This is a genomic window from Brucella sp. TWI559, assembly GCF_039674265.1.
GTDB lineage: Bacteria > Pseudomonadota > Alphaproteobacteria > Rhizobiales > Rhizobiaceae > Brucella > Brucella chromiisoli.
On sequence record NZ_JBDJNE010000003.1, the window covers coordinates 242,910 to 265,993 of the forward strand.

Here is a 23,084-nt window from a genome sequence, read left to right on the forward strand (position 1 = left end):
GGCTCCATTAGCCCTACAATCTTCTTCATCAATTATAGACATTACTGATATACGTTACTATATGCACAGCAAGAAGCCTTTCCCTGGATTTCAATCAACATGAAAAACGCAGTTCGCCCCCTCATCGCAATGCCCACCGATGTAAAGCCATTTGAAAACTACATCTGGCATTCCGCGCCTGAACAATATCTGGCGGCTGCAATTGATGTCGCGGAAGTCACGCCTCTCCTGGTGCCAAGCTTTGGTGCAAAGATGGATACGGATACGATTCTTGCTGGTGTGGATGGCCTGCTTGTCACCGGCTCAAAATCCAACGTCAATCCAGAACTTTATGGCGTCGAACCCAGTGAAGCTTTCGAGCCTTACGACAAGGCGCGGGATGCAACTTCGCTTCCATTAATTCGCGCAGCAATTGAAAAAGGCGTCCCGGTTCTGGCCATCTGCCGCGGTATTCAGGAACTGAATGTGGCTTTGGGCGGCACGCTCGCCACCGAGATTCAGGAGCTGGAAGGCCGTATGGATCACCGCGCACCACAATCAGACAGCCAGGCCGAACGCTTTGCACTCCAGCATCCGGTCAAAATTGCGCCAAACTCCTGTCTGGCCGAAATTCTCAAATCCGACAATGTGACGGTCAATTCGGTCCACCGTCAGGCGATCGACAAACTGGCACCGGAGCTTGAAATCGAAGCCATAGCCGAAGACGGAACAATTGAAGCAGTCTCGGTGAAAAATGCCAAGGGCTTCGTCGTCGGTGTTCAGTGGCACCCGGAATATTGGGTTCAGTCCGATGCACCATCACGCAAAATTTTTGAAGCCTTTGGCGATGCCGTGCGTGCGCACAATGCGCAACGCACACCGCAATAAATCAACCTTTTTTGACGTGTGCAGTTTCCGGCACGGGCGTCAAAGCTTCGCCCTTGTCGAACCATGAAATCAGGTTGTCGATTACCAGATCGGCCATGCCCTGACGCGTCTTTTCCGATGCTGAGCCGATATGCGGCAGCAAAACTGTGTTCGGCGCATCAAGCAGCGCCTGCGGAACATTTGGCTCATCTGCAAATACATCGAGACCGGCTGCGGCAATTGTTCCGTCATTGAGCGCTTGCGCAAGCGCATCTTCGTCAACAACTGAACCACGACCGATATTGATCAGCACACCTTCTGCTCCAAGCGCGCTTAAAACATCTGCGTTCACAGCCTTTTCAGTTTCTGCACCACCCGGCGCCACCAGAATAAGCGTATCGACAGCCTGCGCAAGCTCAAGCAGACTTGGATAATAAGCATAGCTTACATCATCGGCTTTGCGACGGTTGTGATAGGAAATCGGCAGACCAAAAGCCTCAACACGGTGCGCAACAGCTTTACCGATGCGGCCAAGACCGAAAATGCCAACCTTGCGCCCCCGCAACGACAGCTTTGAAAGCGGATAACGACCCTTTTTCACCCACTCGCCAGCACGCAAAAACGCTTGCGATTTGGACAATTCGCGAACCGTATCGATCAGCAGACCAATGGTCGTGTCCGCAACTTCATCTGTCAGAACATCGGGTGTATTGGTGACCATTACATGCTTCTTACCAGCGTGTTTTGCGTCAACTGCATCGTACCCGACACCAAAATTTGCAATAATTTCAAGATTTGGCAGTGCATCAATCAGTTCTGCACTCACCGTTGACATACTGGCAATGCCTTTGACATTACCCGCCCAACTTGCTTCCACCAATGCTGCATCCCCCTGAGGAATACGCTTGACATGGAACTCGCCTGAAAGCCGCTGCACGGCATAATCGTTGAAATTACCGAGCACCAGAATGGTCGCTTCACGTTGGGCCATGGGCGCTTTCCTTATGTTCAAAAAAAATCAACGGACCAGAGGAACTGGCCCGGTTAACAAGACAGATCAAACCTGTTTAGGCTTGGACGTCGATTGCCTGATATGCAGTTCTGGCTTGATCAGTTCCTGATCATGCGAAACGTCAACGCCGTTCAACTGATCAAGCAAAGCGCGCGCCGCACGGCGACCGACTTCGCGCTGACCATTCCACACCGTTGTCAGTGCGGGTGTCGCAATGGCCGCCTCTTCCAGATCGTCATAGCCGGTAACGGAAATATCTTCACCCGGAACGAGACCTGCCCGTGCAATTCCGTTCATCAAACCGATGGCGGTGAGATCATTCCAGCAGACGGCAGCAGTCGGCTTGTCTTTGAGCGCAAGAAACTGCGGCGCGACCTCAAAGCCAGCCTGCTTGGTGCGCGGCCCTGAAATGCGCCATTCCGGCTTCACTTCCAGCCCGGCTTTCTGCATTGCTTGCAAATAACCCTGATAACGATCGCGGCCCGTCGACGTCTGGTCCGTACCACCAATCATTGCAATCCGCGTGTGACCGAGCGAAATCAGATGGTTGGTTGCAAGACCAATGCCGTAGGCATCATCCCCGCGGAAAACCGGCGCGTGAACGCCTTCGACACTGCGCGCGATCAGCACAACCGGCAGGCCGTTATCTTCCGCAAGCTGAATATCTTCCGGCGGCGTGCCGATAGCAGGCGACATGATGACACCATCCGCGCCAAGCTGAAGCAATGTATCCATAAAGGTGCGCTGCTTTTCCAACTGATCATAATGATTGGAAAGAATGAATGTCTGCCGCGAGCGATCCAGTTCCGTTTCAATAGACCGCAAAATTTCGGCAAAGAACGGGTTCATGATGTCATGCACAACAACACCGACAATCCCTGAGCGCGATGTGCGCAGGCTCGCAGCCCTGCGGTTATAGATATAACCGATCGCGCGGGCGTGTTCTTTGATTTTTTCACGTGTCTGGTCTGCGACAAGCGGGCTGTCGCGCAATGCCAGCGAAACGGTGGCTGTCGAAACACCAAGCGCATCTGCGATGGTCGAAAGCTTGATTTTTTGAGCCAAATCGCCTCCCCGAATGATCTTCCTGCAATCACAACAGGAATGGCTTCAATCAGTTCAAAGAGAGAAGCGGCCATCCCATTTTAAAATGGTTATGCCATTGCAATCATTGAATTGAAAGTTTTTTCAGCGACTTTCCAAGGCAGCGCACTCATTCTATATCGTCATCATCGAGAGTATCTTTATCGACTTCATCGATAAGCCTTGCAACGCCGCGTGCAGCAAGATTGTTTTCCATGCGCCCAAGCATCTTAAGAAACGCTTTGCGCTCCTTCTTATCAAAGCCCTTCAGCATGTCTTTTTCAGTCTTCTTGATAGACTTTTCAATAATGCGGATCGCTTCGACACCCTGTGGTGTGAGATAGACATGCGATTGGCGCTGGTCTGTCTCAGAAGCCCGTTTGACCACAAAGCCCTGACTCTGCAACCGGGTAATTGTTTTGGTGATTGTCGGTGGACGCACGCCAAGACGCTGGGCCAGAACACCCGGCGGCAAACCATCTTCCGATGCCAGTTGCAGCATCAACGCATCCTGACCGGCATAAAGACCAAGCTCCAGAAGACGCGTAGCCAATACGGTTCGTGTAAGACGCGCCACCGACTGCATCCGGTAAAGCATCACTGCCTTGTTGTCCTTACTCATCGCCACCTCGCCCTTGGTCACCCGACTAATAAAGTGCAATCTACCGTAAAATATTGTCCGACTTATGAACCTCTAAACACAGATAATAAATCGAAGCAGCCTTCGAAGTTATGAAGAAAACTCAAAAAATCTTATGCAATTCGATGGATAACATCGCACGAGTTTTTGAACGGCGAAACCAAAATGTCGGAATCAGACAACCGTTTGCTGTTTTAATCGATCACCTTTAGACTCATGCTGTTCGTTTAAAAATATTCAGTACGGAGAGAAATATGCGTAACCCGCGCGACCAGAACAGCGACATGATCGTCGTCCTGCCCCTTGGCGCTCACGAGCAGCACGGCCCTCATCTGCCATTTGAAACAGATACGATCATCGCTGAAGGCATTGTCGCGCGCGTCAACGACGCATTGCCCGCCGATCTCAACGTCAATTTCCTGCCTGCGCAGCCGGTTGGCTATTCCATTGAACATATGGACGTCGAAGGCACGCAAAGCCTTGCCTTCTCGGAAGCCGTCAATCAATGGATCGGCATCGGGGAAAACCTTCATGCAGGCGGCATTCGCAAGCTGGTCATGCTCAATGCGCACGGCGGCAACGCACCGCTGATGACAATTGTTGCAACCGAGCTTCGCACCCGCCTTGATATGCTGGCCGTAGCAACAAGCTGGACGCGCTTCGGGCTGCCGGAAGAGTTGATTGCGCCGGAAGACAAATCGCTTGATATTCATGGCGGTTTTATCGAAACCTCGGTCATGCTGGCACTGCGTCCCGATCTGGTTGATATGTCAAAGGCCCAGCACTTCGCCAATGCGCAATCCGACTTTACAAAAGAATTCAAGCATTTGCGTGCCTATGGACCGCATGCTTTCGGCTGGAAGATGCATGATCTGAATACGCAAGGCGTTGCTGGCAATGCAGCAGTTGCAACCGCAGAGGCTGGTGAGAAAATCCTCGCGCATGCCGTCACAGGCTTTATCGAGCTTCTGCGTGATGTCGATCAGTTCGACCTTTCGCGCTTTTCATCAGATCAATTGGCGAGAACGTGATCGCAAGCCATGTAATAATATAGCGTTGCATATAGCATTCAGCCGTACCTTCCCTTATATGAAATAACCGATCTGAAGCCTCGGCAGCGTTCATGTGCGCGCACCCGAAGGCAGCAACTTCAAGAGGCATGAACAATGAGCCAGGCTGAAGCCCAAACTCAGGACAAGTCGATCACAGACGCTGGCAAAGAAGCTGGGCGTATTCCCGTTACCGTTCTGACCGGATATCTGGGTTCGGGTAAAACGACGCTTCTCAACCGCATCCTCACCGAAAATCACGGCAAGCGCTATGCGGTTATCGTCAACGAATTCGGCGAAATCGGCATCGACAATGATCTGATCGTTGAGTCGGACGAAGAAATCTATGAAATGAACAATGGCTGCATCTGCTGCACCGTGCGCGGCGATTTGATTCGCGTTGTGCAAGGCCTGATGCGCCGTCCGGGCCGTTTTGATGCGATTATCGTTGAAACAACCGGCCTTGCCGATCCGGTTCCTGTCGCGCAGACTTTCTTCATGGACGACGATGTCCGCGCCAAAACGGTTCTTGATGCCGTTGTCGCTCTGGTTGATGCAAAGCACCTGCCCCTGCGCCTCAAAGACAGCCGCGAAGCAGAAGACCAGATTGCATTTGCCGATGTTGTTCTCATCAACAAGACCGATCTGGTCACGCCGGAAGAACTGGCCGCTGTTGAAGCCACTGTTCGCGCGATCAATCCGCACGCGATCATTCATCGGACCGAACGCTCTGCAATCGCGCTGGACCGCGTGCTTGATCGCGGCGCTTTCGATCTCAAACGTGCGCTTGAAAACGATCCGCACTTCCTTGATCACGACCACCCGGATCACGTTTGCGGCCCTGATTGCGATCACGATCACGGCCATGAACATCACCACCATCATGGTCACGACCATGACCATACCTGCGGTCCAGACTGCAATCATGATCACGGGCATGATCACGGGCATGACCATCACCACCACCATGATCACGATCATCACCATGCATCGCCGATCCATGATGTAACAGTGACATCCGTATCGCTGCGTGCGGGTGAGATTGACCCGGCGAAGTTCTTCCCCTGGATTCAGAATATCACACAGACACAGGGTCCAAACATTCTGCGTCTCAAGGGTATTATCGCGTTCAAGGATGATCCGGACCGCTACGTGGTTCAGGGCGTCCATATGATCATCGAAGGTGATCACCAGCGCGCATGGAAACCGGAAGAAAAGCATGAAAGCCGTCTCGTCTTCATCGGACGTCAGCTCGATGCAGCTGCGCTCAAAGCCGGTTTTGAAAACTGCCAATCTCAGTAAAATTGGACTCTGATGCCTACAGTTGCCCCGCTCGACCTTGATGGTCATTGCCTTTATGCACGCTTTATCAGCGGCAATCCCTTCTTTGCTCTAGCCGATGGCACTGTCCACCGGCTGGACAATGGCCACCAAACCAGCACCGCTCATGACGGCCTTCTCAGTGCAACGCTGACCTTTGACGGCAAAGCGCTGCTAACAGGCGGTGAAGATGGCCGCGTTTGCCAGACCGCATCGGATGGTACGGTCACGGAACTTGCAAAAGTGCCACGCAAGTGGATGACCGCAGTTGCAAGCGGCCCCAGCGGAACCGTGGCTTTTGCCTCTGGCCGCTCGGCATGGGTGCGCCCATCCAATGGCAAAGCGCAGGAGTTTGTGCAGGAACGCAGTGTCGAAGGCATTGCTTTTGCGCCAAAAGGTCAGCGTCTGGCAATCGCACGCTACAATGGTGCAACCTTGATCTGGACCGGCACAGAAGCAAAACCTGTCGAACTTGAGTGGAAAGGCGCCCATATCGACGTGATTTTCTCGCCAGACGGCCGCTTCCTGATTACGTCGATGCAGGAAAATGCACTGCATGGCTGGCGTCTGGAAGACAGCCGACACATGCGCATGACCGGCTATCCGGCCAAGGTCAAGGACTGGTCATGGAGCGTGAAGGGCAAATGGCTTGCCACCTCCGGTGCACCGGCTGCAATCGTCTGGCCTTTTGCCGGCAAAGACGGCCCGATGGGCAAGGCTCCGCTGGAACTTGGCCTGCGCGGCGACAGCATGGTCACGGCTGTTGCCTGTCACCCGATCGAAGACATTGCAGCCATCGGTTATAATGACGGCATGATTCTTCTGGTGCGGTTTGAAGATCAGAAGGAAGTATTGCTGCGTCGTGGTGGCAAAGGTGCCATCACCAGCATGGGCTGGGACAATCAGGGCAGCCGTCTGGCATTCGGCTCTGAAACGGGCGATTGTGGCGTCATAGATATAACAACCACCTGAACAAGGTCGTTAAACAAGAGGCCCCGATTGGGGCCTTTTGTTATTACTTCGCTTTCATCGTAACGGTTGCCCCACCGTCCGGACCCAGCGACGCAACCCATTGACTGATTGCAGCCGCATCTTTTTCACCAAGCATATGATCAGCCTCGATTGTACGGGCATCAACCTTCGCACCGCCAGAGCGCAACAACGCTGAAAGCGCCGGCGCAAATGGCGAATAAAGCTTGTCTTCCTGACCTGTAATCGTCAGCACACGCGCTTTGCTAAGATTGGCAACCGGCACATTGTCGAGAACCGGCATTGACCGCATCAGCACAGCCCGCTTCACCAGATCCGGGTGCAGCATCATCGTTGCAGCCAGAAGATTGGCCCCGTTGGAGTAACCAACAAAAGTCGCATGCGGCAGATCCAGCTCTTTTTCGTCGGCAAGACGCGAAAGGAAGGTCACGAATGCATTGGCTTCCAGTTTCACATCTTTTTGGTCAAACTTGACCGGTGTAAGGCGCTTGTACCAGCGCGTGCCGCCATCCTGCATGACACGTCCGCGAATACCCAGAAGCGTTGCACGTGGCCAGATTTTGGAAGCCATCGGCACAAGACTTGCTTCATTGCCGCCCGAACCATGCAGCAGAATAACCAGCTCATTGGAGACATTCTCAGGCTTGTAGAAGCGATAAATGAAGCGCTTGCTACGCGAAAAATTATGTTCGGGAGTTGTTTCAGCGTCCATCTTTTTATCGCGCATCGTTACGCCCTCACCAAGCTGGGGAGTGCCAATTTCATTTTTCATCGAGGCGGGAATGCCCCTGACAGCCAAGCTCTGGGACTTGCTCACAACCTTAATCGGCTTGGGCAACCCTTCAGCAAGGGCGGTCCCTGTTGTTGCTGTAAGCGCCATCATCATGGCAGCTATAAACGTCTTCTTTACCATAAGCTCAACTTGCCACTGATATGTTAACGAAGGTTTTAAGACAGCTCCACCCGAGTGCGTTACACCCTCTGCCATTTCTGCATAGCAGCTCCTTAACAACATTGATTAAGCAAGATTGTGACAAAAACACGGAAAATTACCGATTGTCACATTCGTGTTACACATGCATCATCATCAAAAAACTGCGAGCATAAAAAAGGGGTATAAAAAATCCATGTTTTTGACGTGTTTAGCGTAACAATAAGCATCACAAACAAAAATGCGTGCGCCTTTTGCGTGGAAAATGCGACAATGAAACCGTTGGAGCCTTTCCTCTGCTTTCATCAAAGCATGAAAGGCTCACGACGTCTGCGAATTATCCTGACAACAAGGATTTCATTATGAGCAGTTTCAAACCCGGCCGTTATTCGTCTGCCCATCTTGGTTCAAGCGAAGTGACGCCAAAGAATATCTATCTGCGTCGGCGAGAATTGTTAATCGGCGCAGGCGCTCTTGCTGCAACAGGCTTGGCTTCAGCGGCTTTCGCGGACCCATTAAAGGCAGCGGCTTCCGTCTATAAGGTCGATGAAAAATTGACACCCAAAGAGGCCGTTACAACCTACAATAATTTCTACGAATTTGGCACAGACAAGAGCGACCCTTCCGCCAATTCCGGCAATTTCAAACCACTGCCGTGGCGATTGAAAGTCGATGGTTTGGTTAAACAGCCCAAAGAATTCGACATGCAGGAACTGATCGCCAAAATGCCGCTTGAAGAGCGCATCTACCGGATGCGTTGCGTTGAAGCTTGGTCCATGGTCATTCCTTGGATTGGCTTTCCGCTGGCAAGCCTGCTCGCGCAGGTCGAGCCGTTGGGTTCTGCAAAATACATAGCCTTTACGGGCGTGGTCCGCCCGGAAGAAATGCCCGGCCAGACAGGACTGTTTCAGGTTTTGAACTGGCCTTACGTCGAAGGCCTGCGCCTTGATGAAGCCATGCATCCGCTCACGATCCTGTCAGTCGGCCTTTATGGCGAAACGCTCCCCAACGCCAATGGCGCGCCCGTTCGTCTCGTCGTGCCATGGAAATACGGTTTCAAGGGCATCAAATCGATCACCAAAATCAGCTTTGTTGAAAAACAACCGCCGACATCATGGCAGCAGCAGGCCGCCAATGAATATGGCTTCTATGCCAATGTGAACCCTGATGTGGATCATCCCCGCTGGTCACAGGCAACAGAGCGGCGTATCGGCGAAGGCAGTTTCTTTGGCTCCAGCCGGCGCCCCACCCTGCCCTTCAATGGCTATGCCGAAGAGGTTGCTTCGCTTTACGATGGCATGGATCTGCGGAAAAATTACTGACATGGCACCCACAAAAGCCAGATCGGCGCACATCACAGAATTGAAAATATGGGGCCTTTATGGTCTCGGGTTCGTTCCGGCTGTCTGGGCGTTTTATTTAGGTGCAAGCAATCAACTTGGCGCTGATCCTGTCAAAAGCTTCGAGCATATGCTTGGGCTTTGGGCGCTCCGCTTTCTGATTCTGACGCTGCTTGTCACACCCATCCGTGACCTGACAGGCATCAGCTTTTTACGGTATCGCCGGGCACTCGGATTGCTCGCCTTTTATTATGTGCTGATGCATATGGCCGTCTATATGGTTCTGGATCAGGCTCTCAATATTCAGGTGGTTATTGCCGATATTATCCGCCGCCCCTTCATCACCATTGGCATGATCAGCTTTGTGCTTTTGATACCGCTGGCGCTCACCTCCAACATGTGGTCAATCCGCAAGCTCGGTCGGCGCTGGATCACATTGCACAAACTGGTCTATATAGCCATTGCCGGTGGCGCGCTCCATTTCCTCATGTCCGTCAAAAGCTGGCCCGCAGAGCCAATCATCTATGCAGCAATTGTCGCAGTACTTCTGCTATGGCGTGTGGCACGTCCCTTTACCAAACCGACCAAACAAATAAAGCGCTCACAACAGACAGCGGCAATACTCAAGAAATAAGCGCGCTGCTGTTTTTCTTTAAGTTTTAATCTGGCGGATAAATTGCCCGCAACAAAGGATTAGCAATGACATAACAATGCAAATCATGCCAGTATCGCCACAGTTTTGATAAACGAAGCTGCCGGCGAATATGGGATGTCCATGTCTTCTAAAGTAAAATCCAAGTGCTTACGCTTCGCAGGCAAATTCGTCTTCATCCTATTCGTTATAATCTTTACAATCTGGTCAAGCTTCGGGATGTGGTTTCAGCTGCCCTTTGGCAACGCTGTGCGCGGCTCAATCATTACAGCCTGGATTGCCATTGCGCTTTGGGTGATTGCAGGCGAGCGGCAAATCTTTTGCCGCCGCAAACGGCTGCTTTTCTGTCTGCTCGCACTTGTGTTTCTGGGTTGGTGGGCCACCATCCGCCCCTCGCTTGACCGCATCTGGGCGCCTGATGTCGCCCGCACTGTCACTGGTAAAATTGCTGGCAATCATGTCACGCTTTTCAATGTGCGTGATTTCGACTGGCGGACAACGGACGATTTCACACCAAACTGGAAAGACGAAACCTACGACCTCGACAAAATAAGCTCCGTGGATGCATATCTGTCCTACTGGACAGGCCCGGCAATTGCGCACACCCTTTTGTCGTTCGGCTTTGAAGATGGACGCCACGTTGTCTTCTCGGGCGAAATCCGCAAAGAGCACCACGAAGTCTATTCGGCGATCGGTGGTTTCTTCCGAGAGTTTGAACTTGCAATGATCGCTGCCGAAGAAAGCGACATTATTTTCCTGCGCACCAATGTGCGCGACGAAGACGTCTATCGCTATCAGATCGATCTGTCACCGGCAGCGGCAAAAGAACTGTTTCTCTCCTATGTAGAACGCGCCAACGATCTGGCCCAACAACCCAGATTCTACAACACTGTGGTTACGAACTGCACGACCATCATTTTCCAGATGGTGCGCGTGCTCGATCCGGGCATTCCATTCGATTACCGCATTCTTCTGTCTGGATATCTGCCGGATTATCTTCACGAGCATGGCTGGCTCAAGGACCAGGGCACGATAGAACAGATAAGGGAACGTGCATCGATTGATGCAAAGGCGCAGGCAGGCGGCCGCGAAAACTATTCAGAGCGCATACGCAAATAGAAAACCCCGCTCGCGCAGGGTTTTAAATCAATCAGCAAATTGCAATCTATCAGATTGCAGCCGTAATGATGATTTCGACCTTGTAATCAGGCGTTGCAAGTGCTGCTTCACCGGTCGCGCGGGCTGGCGTGTTGGCCTTGTCGACCCAGCTATCCCAGACCGCGTTCATTTCGCCAAAATCCTTCATGTCTGCAAGCCAGATGATGGCCTGAAGAATCTTCGACTTGTCCGAACCTGCGGCCGCGAGAAGACGGTCAACTTCAGCCAGAACAGCCTTGGTCTGATCGGTCACGCTTTCGCCCGGATTTCCAACCTGCCCAGCGAGATAAACGGTATTGCCGTGAACAACGGCCTGGCTCATGCGTGGTCCGACTTCGATACGACGGATGCTCATGGTGAACTCCTCTCATGACTGCTGCGGAATTGACCCGCATGTAAAAATGTTGCGCATCCTTATGAAAGCCTCCGCCCGCTTTGGCAATGCTGAACTGCTGATACGCTTGAGATTTCTTGCCGGACGATTGACTCTTCAGGCACCTTTCCCTATAAGCCGCAGCACGTTCGCCCATGGGGGTTAATGGATGGCTTTCGCTGTCTTCCTTTTGGGTTAAGAACCAGCTCCTGTTCAATAGACAGAACCAAGAAGGGCCGCACACCGCGGTATTAAATAAATGAAGCGCACTTTCCAGCCATCAAACATCGTCCGCAAGCGTCGTCACGGTTTCCGTGCACGCATGGCAACTGCTGCAGGACGTAAGGTTCTTGCCGCTCGCCGTTCGCGCGGCCGCAAGCGGCTTTCCGCTTAATCTTTCCCCGCGCGACCAGCGCGGTGAATAAAGATATGAAAAAGCAGAAACAAATACTCCGCCTTCGCAAGAGAGCGGAGTTTTTGTCTGTCAGGAATGGTGAAAAACGGCGTGGTCCACTGTTTCTTTTGGAGGTCCGGGAACGGTCTGAAGAAGAATCTAAAGCCGCGAAAATCGGCGAAAAACCCCGCGCAGGCTTCACCGTCACCAAGAAAAACGGCAATGCAGTGGTACGAAATCGTATCCGTCGCAGGTTAAGAGAAGCGGTTCGTTGTCACGTAGGGAGTGACATGGCGCCTTCTACAGACTATGTGATCGTAGCACGCGAGCAAGCACTCACTGCGCCCTTTTCGCAGCTCACCGCAGAACTCTCCAAACGCATAAAAGCGACGGATGGACGGCGGAGTGAAAAGAAACGCCGAACGGAAAGACCGGAATCAGGACCCGTCAATGGAAAATAATCGTAATTTCTTCATCACCATTGCCCTGTCCATCCTTGTATTGACTCTGTGGCAAGTGTTTTATCTGGGCCCGAAATCGGAAGCCCAGCGGGAGCAAACACGTATTGAAGAGCAACAGCGCCAGACCCAGCAGGCAACCCAAAGTGGTGCAGCTGGCGATACCCCGCAGTTGCCCAATACAGCTTCCGGCACAGTTCCGGGTCATAGCGATGGTGCAGCCGCAGCTGGAACACTCACCCGTGAAGCTGCTGTTGCGCAGTCGCAACGCGTTGACATCGATACGCCCTCCCTGCGCGGTTCGATCAACCTGACCGGTGCACGTCTTGATGATCTCTATCTCAAGAAATATCGTGAAACGGTCAATCCAGATTCACCTGAAATCGAACTGCTTGCGCCATCTGCACTGAAGCAGGGCTATTTCGTCGAGCTCGGCTTCACAGGCAATGAGACAACCGGAACTGTTCCCGGCCCCAATACTGTCTGGACGGTTGAAGGCAACAACAAGCTGACGCCATCGTCGCCGGTTACACTGACTTACACCAACGACAAGAACATCACCTTCAAGCGCGTCATCTCAGTCGATGATGCCTATATGTTCGAGGTTGATGACACGATCACAAACAACGCAGGCGCGCCGGTTTCGCTGGCCTCCTATGGTCGCGTCACCCGCTTCAACCAGCCTGAGCACGCAAGCGCAACCTATGTTCTCCATGAAGGCCTGATCGGCGTCATGGGCCAGGACGGCTTGCAGGAAATCAAATATTCCAAGGTTGAAGACGACAAGGACATTTCGTTCAAGGATGTCACTGGCGGCTGGGTCGGTATCACCGACAAATACTGGGCGGCGACGCTCGTTCCACCTCAGAATGAAAAATTCACCGCGCGTTTCTCGCACTTTACCGATGGACGTCCGCGTTATCAGTCCGATCTTCTTGGCGCACCAATCACGATTGATGCCGGTCAGTCGCAGACGATCAAGAACCATGTTTTCGCTGGTGCGAAAGTGGTTCAGGAAATCCAGAACTACGAAACAAAGCTTGGTATCAAGCAGTTCGAGCTGCTGATCGACTGGGGCTGGTTCTACTTCATCACCAAGCCGATGTTCTACCTCATCGACTGGATTTACAAGTTCTCCGGCAATTTCGGCGTCGCCATTCTGGTTGTCACTGTTCTGCTCAAGGGTCTGTTCTTTCCGCTTGCCAACAAGTCGTACAAGTCGATGGCACGCATGAAGCTGGTGCAGCCTAAAATGACGGAAATCCGCGAAAAATATGCGGATGACAAGATGAAGCAGCAGCAGGAAATGATGCAGCTTTACAAGCAGGAGAAGATCAACCCGCTTGCAGGTTGCTGGCCGGTGCTGGTTCAGATTCCGGTGTTTTTTGCGCTCTATAAGGTTCTCTACGTCACCATTGAAATGCGCCATGCGCCGTTCTTTGGCTGGATTCACGACCTTGCGGCACCAGATCCAACATCGATCTTCAATCTGTTTGGTCTGTTGCCTTATGCAGTGCCAGCCTTCCTGATGATCGGCGTCTGGCCAATCATTATGGGCATCACCATGTTCCTTCAGATGCGCATGAACCCAACGCCTCCAGATCCAACACAGGCGATGATCTTCACCTGGATGCCAATCATCTTCACGTTCATGCTGGCATCGTTCCCGGCCGGACTTGTGATCTACTGGGCATGGAACAACACATTGTCGATCCTCCAGCAGGGCTTCATCATGAAGCGTCAGGGGGTAAAGATCGAACTCTTCGACAATATCAAAGCCCTCTTCAAGCGAAAGCCAAAAGAGGCGAAAAAGTAAAAAGACAAAAGCCCGGTCGTAAGATCGGGCTTTTTTTGTGCTCCATCATGCTCAGCGGTTGACAATGCAGCGCATAGCATTGATGCGTGTACTTAATAAAAGACACGTATCAGGAAGACCACATTGAGCGATCAGGATAAAAAGCAGGCAGCCGCCCAGTTAGCAGCAGATGCAACCCGCGCAGCACACGCAGCTTTGGTCGAAGAAGGGCGCCTGCTCTTCAAAAAATCGTGGATCTTCATTCGTGGTGTGCCTTCGATGAAATTCCTGCCACCAGAAGGTCCGGTTGAAATTGCCTTTGCAGGTCGTTCCAATGTTGGCAAATCATCGCTGATCAATGCGCTTGTTGGCAAAAAGGGCCTTGCCCGTACATCCAACACGCCGGGCCGCACACAGGAACTCAACTATTTCGTTCCCGATGGTTATTCCGGCGAGAATGGTGATCTGCCACCGCTCGCTCTGGTCGACATGCCGGGCTATGGTTTTGCGGAAGCGCCAAAATCCCATGTCGATGCTTGGACGCGTCTCGTATTCGACTATCTGCGTGGACGCACCACCTTGAAGCGCGTTTATGTGCTCATTGACTCGCGCCACGGCATCAAGAAAAACGACGCCGAAGTGCTCGATCTGCTCGACAAGGCTGCCGTTTCTTATCAGATCGTCCTGACCAAGATCGACAAGATCAAGGCCGCAGGCATTCCACGCCTGATCGAAGAAACCAACGCACTCACGAAAAAGCGTGCGGCATGCTTCCCTGGCATTATCACAACCTCATCTGAAAAAGGCTTGGGCCTTGATGAGTTGCGCGCAGCCATTGCGCTCGTCGCAAAGCAATAAGTGACGGCAAATGCCTGCGAAGCGCGTAAGAGCTTCGCAACGGCACGCATCTTGCTCCAATAACCGGTTTCTACTTTTGCGTATGCGCTCTAACTGGGGCACACAGTGGGCTGATGGTTTAGCCTCTGATTAAGCCGCTCAAATCGCGTGGTGGTGTTCGCACCATCGCGCATGATGTGAAGAACATAAATGCTGTCAAAATCATCGCCACGCCACTTGGGAACGATGGTTTTGTCGCCCCCGTTATCCGTTAAAAGCCCTTCGGCAAGCTTGGCGATCTGCTTGTGCTCCCAGCTGATCAGCACCGTCTTGCCAGCATATTCTGGCTGCTCAAGCACTTTCTGCAACGCTCTGATATCCTGATAGCCAAAACGCGTGTCTACAGGCATTCCAAAGGCGATCGCTGTCGGCTCAATCGTGGCGAGCGGACGATTATAAGCGTAGCTTACGCCCTTATCCTCCTTCATCTGTGCAGGGTCGGGCGCAAAAATCACATCCGGCTTGCCAAATTTTTGCGCGATCACCGCAGGCAGTTTCAGCGACCGGTTAAGCCCCTGACAATTGAGTTGTCCAAGGCCCTGCTCCGGCTTTTCGCCATGGCGCAGCATGATGATCGTTTCTGTGGTCGATGCCGCCTGCGAAGCACTGATACCCGCCAGCAAAATCAAAGACGTAAAAAATACGCGTCGCATAAAATTATTCCATTCAAGAATATGCAAATGAGCAATCTTCTAACGCTCACAAAAGATTTTAATGCGGCGATCTTTCGCAACGCATTCAAATTATCGCGAACAAAAAACGGAAAACCGTTTTACACCGCACCGCATATTGCTTAGAAAAGCCTGCCTCTCTTGCCTCTGTCGCCAGCCATGGAAACCGCGATGACGACTCTTGAAAATCCTGAAATGCAAGCGCAACTCCTGTCCGCAGCCCTGCCCTATATGCAGCGCTATGAAAACAAGAATGTCGTCGTCAAATATGGCGGCCACGCTATGGGCAACCCGGAGCTGGGCAAAGCCTTCGCCCGCGACATAGCGCTTTTAAAACAATCAGGCATCAATCCGATCGTTGTTCATGGCGGTGGCCCGCAGATTCAGGCCATGCTGACCAAGCTCGGCATCGAATCGCGCTTTGAAGGCGGCCTTCGCGTCACCGATGAAAAGACGGTTGAAGTGGTGGAAATGGTTCTGGCCGGTTCCATCAACAAGGAAATTGTCGCCCTCATTAACGCTGAAGGTGAATGGGCTATTGGTCTTTGTGGCAAAGACGGTAATTTGGTTTTTGCGCAAAAAGCGCACAAGACAGTGCTCGACCCGGATTCCAACATTGAAAAAGTGCTTGATCTGGGCTTTGTCGGCGAACCCGCCGAAGTTGACCGCACACTTCTCGATCTTTTGGCGCGCTCCGAAATGATCCCGGTTATTGCGCCTGTGGCTCCGGGTCGCGATGGTCACACCTACAACATCAATGCCGATACATTTGCAGGCGCTATTGCTGGCGCGCTGGCTGCAACACGCCTTCTGTTCCTGACGGATGTTCCGGGTGTTCTCGACAAGGATAAGAACCTGATCAAGGAATTATCCGTCGCCGATGCACAGGCGCTGATCAAAGACGGCACGATTTCCGGCGGCATGATTCCGAAGGTAGAAACCTGTATCGATGCGATCCGTCGCGGCGTTGAGGGCGTGGTCATTCTCAATGGCAAGACACCGCATGCGGTCCTGCTCGAACTTTTCACCGAGCATGGCGCCGGCACGCTGATCGTGCCGTAATAAAACCATGACCAACCAACCCGACGCTCCAGCCTTTGCCCATGTCACTGACTGGATATTCGATCTCGACAATACGCTCTATCCGCATGCAACCGATCTGTTTTCGCAGATCGACGTGCGGATGACGAGCTATGTCGAGACCCTCCTGAAATTGCCGCGGGAGGAAGCGCGCAGGATTCAGAAGCAGTTTTATCTGGAATATGGCACCACGCTGAAAGGCCTGATGGAATGCCATCAGATTGATCCCGACGACTTTCTCAAAAAGGTCCACGACATTGATTACACATGGTTGAAACCGGACCCGGCACTGGGGGAAGCCATTCGCGCCCTGCCCGGCCGCCGTTTCATCTTCACCAATGGTGATCGCGGCCATGCAGAACGTGCAGCACAACAGCTCGGTATTCTCGATGATTTCGACGATATTTTCGACATCGTTGCAGCAGGCCTGACGCCCAAGCCAGAGCGCGTCACTTATGATCGTTTTCTTGGGGCATTCGGCGTTGATGCACAAAAGGCTGTGATGTTCGAAGATCTGGCGCGCAATCTTGTTGTGCCAAAAACATTGGGCATGAAAACCGTGCTGGTGGTTCCAAACAATTTTGAACCCACATTCTCCGAAATATGGGAAAGCGATCCCGAATTCACCGATCAGGTCGATTATGTCACCGACAATCTGACCCAGTTTCTACAAACCATTATTACAGAGCGATAAAAAATGCCCGGCTGATAACAGCCGGGCTTCTACATTCTTATTCAGAGATTGTAGAATTTTTTGATCTCATCCCATGCTTCGTCCGCAGTCTCAACAAAAGTCAGCAGCTCAATATCCGCAGGCGAAATTGTGCCTTGCTCTGCCAGAAACTCGATATTGATCGCCTTGCTCCAGAAATCTTTGCCAAACAGGATGAGCGGCATACGCTCCATACGGTCTGTCTGAATCAGCGTCATCGCTTCAAAGAGTTCATCCATCGTACCGAAGCCGCCGGGGAAGACGCAGACGGCCTTTGCACGCATCAGAAAATGCATTTTGCGCAGCGCAAAATAATGGAAGTTGAAGCAGAGTTCTGGCGTTACATACGCGTTTGGTGCCTGCTCATGCGGCAACACGATATTAAGGCCAATGGTCGGCGCACCAACATCGGCGGCACCGCGGTTGCCAGCCTCCATCACGCCCGGACCGCCGCCTGTGACAATGATGAATTCACGATAATAGGTGGTTGCCGAATATTCCGAGCAGATGCGGGCAAATTTGCGCGCTTCTTCATAATAGCGCGCATTGGCCTCAAGGTTTTTTTTCTGCACTTCGTTCTTCGCAGCCCAGGCTTCACCGCCCGGCTCCGGAATACGTGCGCCGCCGAACATGACAACCGTAGACTTGATGCCGCGATCCGCAAGGATCAGTTCTGGTTTAAGAAGCTCAAGCTGAAGCCGGACCGGACGCATGTCGCGTCGGGTCATGAAGTCATCGTCCATAAAGGCAAGACGATATGCCGGAGCTTCGGTCTGAGGTGTCTGAGGCACAGTGCGCGCCTGTTTAACGGCTTCCTCAGAATTGGGGAAAGGCGTCCAGCCGGACTTCTCCATTGGGTTCATGCTTGCCTGCTCCTTCAATTTCAATGCGTATTGATGCCTTAGCATCAATTTGGGCGCTAAATTCTTAATCTGGCCCAACCGCGTTCAGTTATTTCCCACAATATCGCGATTGACCCATATGTTCCCTTCGCTTAATCACTTCTGTGACAACTGCCGACCAAAAGACGGCAGCCGCTTATCCTGCCATTTTATGGAGACCGCCCTATGACCAAGCCAGATTTCGCCTCCCTTGAAAAGGTCATCGAAAAGGCTTTTGACGAGCGCGATGGCATTAACACGACAACGCGCGGCGAAGTGCGCGATGCTGTTGAGCAGTCGCTGCTTATGCTTGATCGCGGTGAAGCGCGTGTGGCAGAAAAACAGGCGGACGGCAACTGGCAGGTTAATCAGTGGCTCAAGAAAGCCGTCCTGCTTTCTTTCCGTCTCAACCCGATGGAAGTCATCAAGGGTGGCCCCGGCCAGTCTTCCTGGTGGGACAAGGTTCCTTCCAAGTTCGACGGCTGGACAGCCAATGAATTCGAAAAGGCCGGTTTCCGCGCTGTTCCAAACTGCGTGGTCCGTCATTCCGCTTACATCGCGCCCAACGCGATTCTGATGCCGTCTTTCGTCAACCTCGGCGCTTATGTCGATGAAGGAACGATGGTCGACACCTGGGCGACTGTGGGCTCCTGTGCACAGATCGGCAAGAACGTGCATCTTTCCGGCGGCGTCGGCATTGGCGGCGTTCTGGAACCAATGCAGGCAGGCCCGACCATCATCGAAGACAACTGCTTCATTGGTGCGCGTTCGGAAGTCGTCGAAGGCTGTATCGTTCGCGAAGGTGCCGTGCTCGGCATGGGTGTGTTTATTGGTAAGTCGACCAAGATCGTCGACCGTGCGACAGGCGAAGTCTTCTACGGCGAAGTCCCACCATATTCGGTCGTTGTTGCTGGCACCATGCCCGGCAAAAACGTCCCGGGCGAAAACTGGGGGCCAAGCCTTTATTGCGCCGTGATCGTCAAACGCGTCGATGAAAAGACCCGCTCCAAGACCTCGATCAATGAATTGCTGCGCGACTAATTTGCCTGCATGACCAAACCAAAAAGGCGAAGCCCGAAAGCTTCGCCTTTTTTTTAAGAATAATCCGAAAGCACTTCGACGACTGCCAATGCAGGCAAAGTCAAACGCTCAATCAGGAATGCCTCAATGCCAGTCCCCTTGCGGATAGCTTGCAGGTGAAGCATCGCCAAACCGATGCGCTGATCCATCGTGACGATGGAGGCGGTTCGCGCGGCTGGTGTTATGGTTTCCACTATTAATGGATGCAGGTGCAGTATAATCCACATCCCTCTTCATGGCAGAAATGGATGGATTGCCAGGGAGAATGTTTAATTTATCCTGGGCGGCCATAGCGGGCGGTTCACCAACGAAAGGATTTTCAGCGTAAGCAGCTCCCGCGCTCAACGTTAGGGTGAGGATGGCAATCGAAATTTTTTTCATTTTTCAAACCTTTTAAGTAAAAAATTCAGATATATTTAATCAATTAAATTACTATACTTTTAAAAAAACATATATTCAGTAACAGCAATATTTACGGACAGTATTTGATGCGGGCCGCCTTGATAAAATTGACAAGGCGGTCCGCAAACAAGCTCTCAAATTTAGTTCTGGTAGCTTGATGGCGATGCATCACCAAAACGATGTGCGGAACCATCGCTATAGGTCTGCGTGTGAATGGAAGCAGGAGCGGTGTAATCGACGCCCTGTGTTGCCACTGGCGTACGATCATTTGCATAAAGATCAGCTGGTATACCAACATTTGGGTTTTCAGCGAAAGCGGCACCGGCGCTCAGAGCAAGAGCGGCTGCAGCAAGAACGAACTTCTTCATTTTCATAGTCCTTCTATCCCCCCATCGGATGGCAATTCGCCTTTCCTTTCGGGGACGTCAGGATGGCAAGCAGCCATCCTCCGGGGAGATGTGTTAAATTCTCTATCTTCTTGATCAATCTATGAGCACCTTGGGAGGGCGTACTCACGATGTGATCGACTGGCTATGACACGATAAAATCGAAGCCCCATAACCAGATTTTTGATCAAATGCTTAGTTCTGGTAGCTTGATGGCGATGCATCACCGAAGCGGTTTGCAGAACCATCCTTATAGGTCGAATTGATCGACGCAGGTGCCGAGTAATCAACACCCTGTGTTGCAACCGGCGTACGGTCATTTGCATAAAGATCAGCTGGTTCACCAACATGTGGGTTTTCAGCAAAAGCAGCACCGGCGCTCAGAGCAAGCGCAGCAGCAGCAAGAACAAACTTATTCATTTTCTATCTCCTTAGTCACATGACGACGTTCTGCGCATCGTCCTGATGCACCTCAAATGGGTGACAGTGGGAGAAAGTTCCAGTCACAAAAATGTTTTCTTAATCACACATTCGTGCAAACAATTTTTTCACCATCAACCGGTTTTCTAAAAAATACTCTTTATAAACAATTATTTAAATCATATATCAGCATTCACGCAACTGTTATAAGGGTATTTTTGTTCATTTTTCCTGAACAGTCTGTTTGCAATCACTGTATATTAATATCGAACAATAAAGCTCATTGGCGACAATTTGGTGGCTGAACGTTTCATCCTCGACATGATCCGCAAATCAGTTTTGACAGCGTTTGAATGCTTTATCCGCGCGCACCCAACCGGAAAAATAATAGGGCCGCACAATGCGACCCTGTCCATTTTCTTCAAAAGATAACTGCCTTTTGCAAAGGCAGCTACCCCATATCAATTATTAGCAACCGTCATACCTCGGCCTGCAATCGACACCCATTGACCGGAATTGCCCGGCGACTGCATCTTGATATAGCGATATGATGTCTTCTCCAGCGGCAGCACTTCCGAGCGCATATTGTCGAGAATAAAGTCGCCATGATCCGTGCGCACGCTCAGCACAATATGCGCCTCGCTGCCCTGAACCATGGTAATCAGCAACTGCGACGCGCTGATACCCTTTGCCAAAAGCTTGGCACGCTTTAAAAGCACATAGTCTTCACAATCACCCTTGCCATTCTTCGGAATAGTCCAGTAATCGCGCTTACCGTAATTATCCTGATCGGAAACCGGCTTGATGGCAGCATTAACGGATGCGTTGACGGCTTGCAGCATCTTCATGCGATCAGGTGTCAGCTTCATAGGAGCCTGCACACGATGTGAACCGCAATCACGCGGGTTACGCTTGCAATAATCAAGATGGCCATAGGGAATGCTGGTCAGTCCACCGGCTTCACTCCATTGCGCAGCTTTGGCCGGTAAAAGTGACGCTCCGAAAATTATAGCTGCAGATGCACAAACCAGTAAACGCATGGCAGATTCCCATTTTTAAAATGTCGCCAGAAACAATTTCAAGTGACAATTCCCCGGTTGACCGGCCCATTTTCTGGATCTCGCTATCAACCTTTTTTTAACTAACGATGACAAAGCCCCTCTGGTCAAGGAAATTTCATTCGCAAATTGCAACGGCCTGAGAAAAGCTGCGATTTTTACACACCCTCGAACTTGTTTATCGAAAGAGGCGATTGCTATTTCATCTGAAAGCTTCCCGATCTAATCTCAGGCCCATACGATTCCCGGAACAAAGCATCGACATCATGAGCCTTCCTACCAATCCCGCCGATAACCTCGCCGCTCTCATCCGCTGCCCGTCCGTAACGCCCGCTGAAGGTGGCGCGCTGACGGCCTTAGAAGCGATGCTTGAGCCAATGGGCTTTTCCATTCAGCGCCCGGTCTTCACGGACGAAGACACGCCGGACATTGAAAACCTTTATGCGCGCAAATCCGGAAATGGCGCTCATCTAATGTTTGCAGGCCACACCGATGTCGTGCCTCCGGGCAATGAAAGCGACTGGAAACACCCGCCTTTCTCTGCCGCGATCGAAGACGGCATCATGTATGGCCGTGGCGCAGTCGATATGAAGGGCGGCATCGCCTGCTTTGTGGCTGCTGTTGCGCGCCATATTGAAAAGCATGACAGCCTCAAGGGCAGCATCTCCTTCCTCATCACAGGTGATGAAGAAGGACCGGCCGTTAACGGCACCGAAAAGCTGCTGCAATGGGCCAAGGACAGGGGTGAAACCTGGGACGCTTCCCTTGTTGGCGAACCAACCAACCCGAACACCCTCGGCGACATGATCAAGATCGGGCGTCGCGGCTCGATCTCCGGCACAATCACAGTGCATGGCGTGCAGGGTCACGCTGCTTATCCGCATCTGGCAGAAAATCCGGTTCGTGGCGTCACCACGCTGATCGACGGCCTGCTTTATCCGGCTTTCGATGAAGGCACGGCTGATTTTCAGGCCAGCAACATGGAAGTGACAACGGTTGATGTGGGCAACACGGCAACCAACGTCATCGCCAACAAGGCAACCGCTTCCTTCAATATCCGCTTCAACGATTCATGGACCGCAGACAGCCTGAAGGCCGAGATCATCTCGCGCCTTGAAAAGGCTTCGCGCAACGACCGTCTGCGTCCGGGCCGGGAAGCCCCAATCAAGTATGAGCTGACATGGCGCGAGAACCCGAGCCACGTGTTTCTCACCCGCGACGAAAAGCTGATCGGCACACTGACCGCTTCTGTGGAAGCGGTCACCGGCAAGCGCCCGGCGCTTTCCACGTCAGGCGGCACATCGGACGCGCGTTTCATCAAGGATTATTGTCCGGTGGTTGAATTCGGGCTTGTCGGACAGACCATGCACATGGTTGACGAACGTGTCGCCTTGTCTGATCTTGAAGGTCTCACACAGATTTACGAACGATTCATCGCTGATTTTTTTGGCTAGAG

Annotated in this window: 26 protein-coding genes; 15 read left to right on the forward strand and 11 right to left on the reverse strand. The window is 52.1% G+C overall.

The window, feature by feature from the left end; genetic code table 11:
- Positions 1-99 precede the first annotated feature (99 nt).
- A complete protein-coding gene (locus ABE530_RS06895; protein ID WP_499694054.1) occupies positions 100-867 on the forward strand; it encodes a gamma-glutamyl-gamma-aminobutyrate hydrolase family protein in 768 nt (255 codons plus the stop codon).
- Between the two features lies 1 nt (position 868).
- Here the strand turns inward: ABE530_RS06895 and ABE530_RS06900 are convergent, their stop codons facing one another.
- From ABE530_RS06900 to ABE530_RS06910, 3 genes are all read right to left on the reverse strand, one after another.
- Complete coding sequence (locus ABE530_RS06900; RefSeq protein WP_499694055.1) at positions 869-1,837, reverse strand: 2-hydroxyacid dehydrogenase; 969 nt, start codon at positions 1,835-1,837, stop codon at positions 869-871.
- 66 nt (positions 1,838-1,903) lie between these two features.
- Entirely contained in the window at positions 1,904-2,923 is a 1,020-nt protein-coding gene (locus tag ABE530_RS06905; protein WP_265986518.1) for a LacI family DNA-binding transcriptional regulator, read from the reverse strand.
- A 148-nt stretch (positions 2,924-3,071) separates the two neighbouring features.
- Positions 3,072-3,563 (reverse strand): MarR family winged helix-turn-helix transcriptional regulator, encoded by a 492-nt coding sequence (locus ABE530_RS06910; RefSeq protein WP_499694056.1) that lies wholly within the window; start codon positions 3,561-3,563, stop codon positions 3,072-3,074.
- A 272-nt stretch (positions 3,564-3,835) separates the two neighbouring features.
- Here ABE530_RS06910 and ABE530_RS06915 point away from each other — a divergent pair, with 272 nt between their 5' ends.
- The 3 genes from ABE530_RS06915 (at position 3,836) to ABE530_RS06925 (ending at position 6,922) form a co-directional block, all read left to right on the forward strand.
- On the forward strand, positions 3,836-4,612 hold the full coding sequence (locus ABE530_RS06915; RefSeq protein ID WP_499694057.1) for a creatininase family protein: 777 nt from the start codon (positions 3,836-3,838) through the stop codon (positions 4,610-4,612).
- Between the two features lie 135 nt (positions 4,613-4,747).
- Entirely contained in the window at positions 4,748-5,932 is a 1,185-nt protein-coding gene (locus tag ABE530_RS06920) for a CobW family GTP-binding protein (protein ID WP_265986515.1), read from the forward strand.
- Positions 5,933-5,944: 12 nt separating this feature from the next.
- Entirely contained in the window at positions 5,945-6,922 is a 978-nt protein-coding gene (locus tag ABE530_RS06925; RefSeq protein ID WP_499694058.1) for a WD40 repeat domain-containing protein, read from the forward strand.
- Positions 6,923-6,965: 43 nt separating this feature from the next.
- On the opposite strand, the gene ABE530_RS06930 is transcribed toward ABE530_RS06925, so the two are convergent.
- A complete protein-coding gene (locus ABE530_RS06930) occupies positions 6,966-7,853 on the reverse strand; it encodes an alpha/beta hydrolase (RefSeq protein WP_499694059.1) in 888 nt (295 codons plus the stop codon).
- Between the two features lie 380 nt (positions 7,854-8,233).
- Here ABE530_RS06930 and msrP point away from each other — a divergent pair, with 380 nt between their 5' ends.
- The 3 genes from msrP to ABE530_RS06945 all read left to right on the forward strand — a co-directional run bounded on the left by msrP (position 8,234) and on the right by ABE530_RS06945 (position 10,982).
- Positions 8,234-9,193 (forward strand): protein-methionine-sulfoxide reductase catalytic subunit MsrP, encoded by a 960-nt coding sequence (gene msrP, locus ABE530_RS06935; RefSeq protein ID WP_265986512.1) that lies wholly within the window; start codon positions 8,234-8,236, stop codon positions 9,191-9,193.
- 1 nt (position 9,194) lies between these two features.
- Positions 9,195-9,845, forward strand: coding sequence for a protein-methionine-sulfoxide reductase heme-binding subunit MsrQ (gene msrQ / locus ABE530_RS06940; RefSeq protein ID WP_499694060.1), 651 nt, complete (start codon positions 9,195-9,197; stop codon positions 9,843-9,845).
- A gap of 141 nt (positions 9,846-9,986) precedes the next feature.
- The gene (locus tag ABE530_RS06945) at positions 9,987-10,982 is read left to right on the forward strand and encodes an Lnb N-terminal periplasmic domain-containing protein (protein ID WP_499694061.1); all 996 of its coding nucleotides are present in this window, start codon (positions 9,987-9,989) and stop codon (positions 10,980-10,982) included.
- Between the two features lie 49 nt (positions 10,983-11,031).
- On the opposite strand, the gene ABE530_RS06950 is transcribed toward ABE530_RS06945, so the two are convergent.
- Entirely contained in the window at positions 11,032-11,376 is a 345-nt protein-coding gene (locus tag ABE530_RS06950; RefSeq protein ID WP_265986509.1) for a RidA family protein, read from the reverse strand.
- 277 nt (positions 11,377-11,653) lie between these two features.
- Between ABE530_RS06950 and rpmH the strand changes: the two genes are divergently transcribed.
- The 4 genes from rpmH to yihA all read left to right on the forward strand — a co-directional run bounded on the left by rpmH (position 11,654) and on the right by yihA (position 14,899).
- Complete coding sequence (gene rpmH, locus ABE530_RS06955) at positions 11,654-11,788, forward strand: 50S ribosomal protein L34 (protein WP_265986508.1); 135 nt, start codon at positions 11,654-11,656, stop codon at positions 11,786-11,788.
- Positions 11,789-11,823: 35 nt separating this feature from the next.
- Positions 11,824-12,249 (forward strand): ribonuclease P protein component, encoded by a 426-nt coding sequence (rnpA, locus tag ABE530_RS06960; RefSeq protein WP_265986507.1) that lies wholly within the window; start codon positions 11,824-11,826, stop codon positions 12,247-12,249.
- Entirely contained in the window at positions 12,239-14,062 is a 1,824-nt protein-coding gene (gene yidC, locus ABE530_RS06965) for a membrane protein insertase YidC (RefSeq protein WP_265986506.1), read from the forward strand. The genes rnpA and yidC overlap by 11 nt, the downstream gene beginning before the upstream one ends.
- A 123-nt stretch (positions 14,063-14,185) precedes the next feature.
- Positions 14,186-14,899, forward strand: a complete 714-nt coding sequence (gene yihA, locus ABE530_RS06970) for a ribosome biogenesis GTP-binding protein YihA/YsxC (protein ID WP_499694062.1) — start codon at positions 14,186-14,188, stop codon at positions 14,897-14,899.
- Positions 14,900-14,988: 89 nt separating this feature from the next.
- Here yihA and ABE530_RS06975 read toward each other — a convergent pair whose 3' ends face one another.
- Positions 14,989-15,591 carry a hypothetical protein gene (locus tag ABE530_RS06975; protein ID WP_499694063.1) on the reverse strand — a complete coding sequence of 201 codons (603 nt, stop codon included), beginning with the start codon at positions 15,589-15,591 and terminating at the stop codon, positions 14,989-14,991.
- Positions 15,592-15,780: 189 nt separating this feature from the next.
- Here ABE530_RS06975 and argB point away from each other — a divergent pair, with 189 nt between their 5' ends.
- Positions 15,781-16,671 carry an acetylglutamate kinase gene (gene argB / locus ABE530_RS06980; RefSeq protein WP_265986504.1) on the forward strand — a complete coding sequence of 297 codons (891 nt, stop codon included), beginning with the start codon at positions 15,781-15,783 and terminating at the stop codon, positions 16,669-16,671.
- A 7-nt stretch (positions 16,672-16,678) separates the two neighbouring features.
- Positions 16,679-17,383 carry a pyrimidine 5'-nucleotidase gene (locus ABE530_RS06985; RefSeq protein WP_499694064.1) on the forward strand — a complete coding sequence of 235 codons (705 nt, stop codon included), beginning with the start codon at positions 16,679-16,681 and terminating at the stop codon, positions 17,381-17,383.
- 41 nt (positions 17,384-17,424) lie between these two features.
- Here the strand turns inward: ABE530_RS06985 and ABE530_RS06990 are convergent, their stop codons facing one another.
- Entirely contained in the window at positions 17,425-18,264 is an 840-nt protein-coding gene (locus ABE530_RS06990) for an LOG family protein (protein ID WP_499694065.1), read from the reverse strand.
- A gap of 204 nt (positions 18,265-18,468) precedes the next feature.
- Between ABE530_RS06990 and dapD the strand changes: the two genes are divergently transcribed.
- Positions 18,469-19,323 (forward strand): 2,3,4,5-tetrahydropyridine-2,6-dicarboxylate N-succinyltransferase, encoded by an 855-nt coding sequence (gene dapD, locus ABE530_RS06995; protein WP_265986501.1) that lies wholly within the window; start codon positions 18,469-18,471, stop codon positions 19,321-19,323.
- 123 nt (positions 19,324-19,446) lie between these two features.
- Here the strand turns inward: dapD and ABE530_RS07000 are convergent, their stop codons facing one another.
- The 4 genes from ABE530_RS07000 to ABE530_RS07015 form a co-directional block, all read right to left on the reverse strand.
- A complete protein-coding gene (locus ABE530_RS07000) occupies positions 19,447-19,743 on the reverse strand; it encodes a hypothetical protein (RefSeq protein ID WP_499694066.1) in 297 nt (98 codons plus the stop codon).
- Between the two features lie 161 nt (positions 19,744-19,904).
- Complete coding sequence (locus ABE530_RS07005; protein ID WP_265986499.1) at positions 19,905-20,132, reverse strand: hypothetical protein; 228 nt, start codon at positions 20,130-20,132, stop codon at positions 19,905-19,907.
- Between the two features lie 213 nt (positions 20,133-20,345).
- Complete coding sequence (locus tag ABE530_RS07010; protein WP_265986498.1) at positions 20,346-20,570, reverse strand: hypothetical protein; 225 nt, start codon at positions 20,568-20,570, stop codon at positions 20,346-20,348.
- A 461-nt stretch (positions 20,571-21,031) separates the two neighbouring features.
- Entirely contained in the window at positions 21,032-21,610 is a 579-nt protein-coding gene (locus ABE530_RS07015) for a transglutaminase-like cysteine peptidase (RefSeq protein WP_499694067.1), read from the reverse strand.
- 284 nt (positions 21,611-21,894) lie between these two features.
- Between ABE530_RS07015 and dapE the strand changes: the two genes are divergently transcribed.
- The gene (dapE, locus tag ABE530_RS07020; RefSeq protein ID WP_499694068.1) at positions 21,895-23,082 is read left to right on the forward strand and encodes a succinyl-diaminopimelate desuccinylase; all 1,188 of its coding nucleotides are present in this window, start codon (positions 21,895-21,897) and stop codon (positions 23,080-23,082) included.
- Positions 23,083-23,084 lie beyond the last annotated feature (2 nt).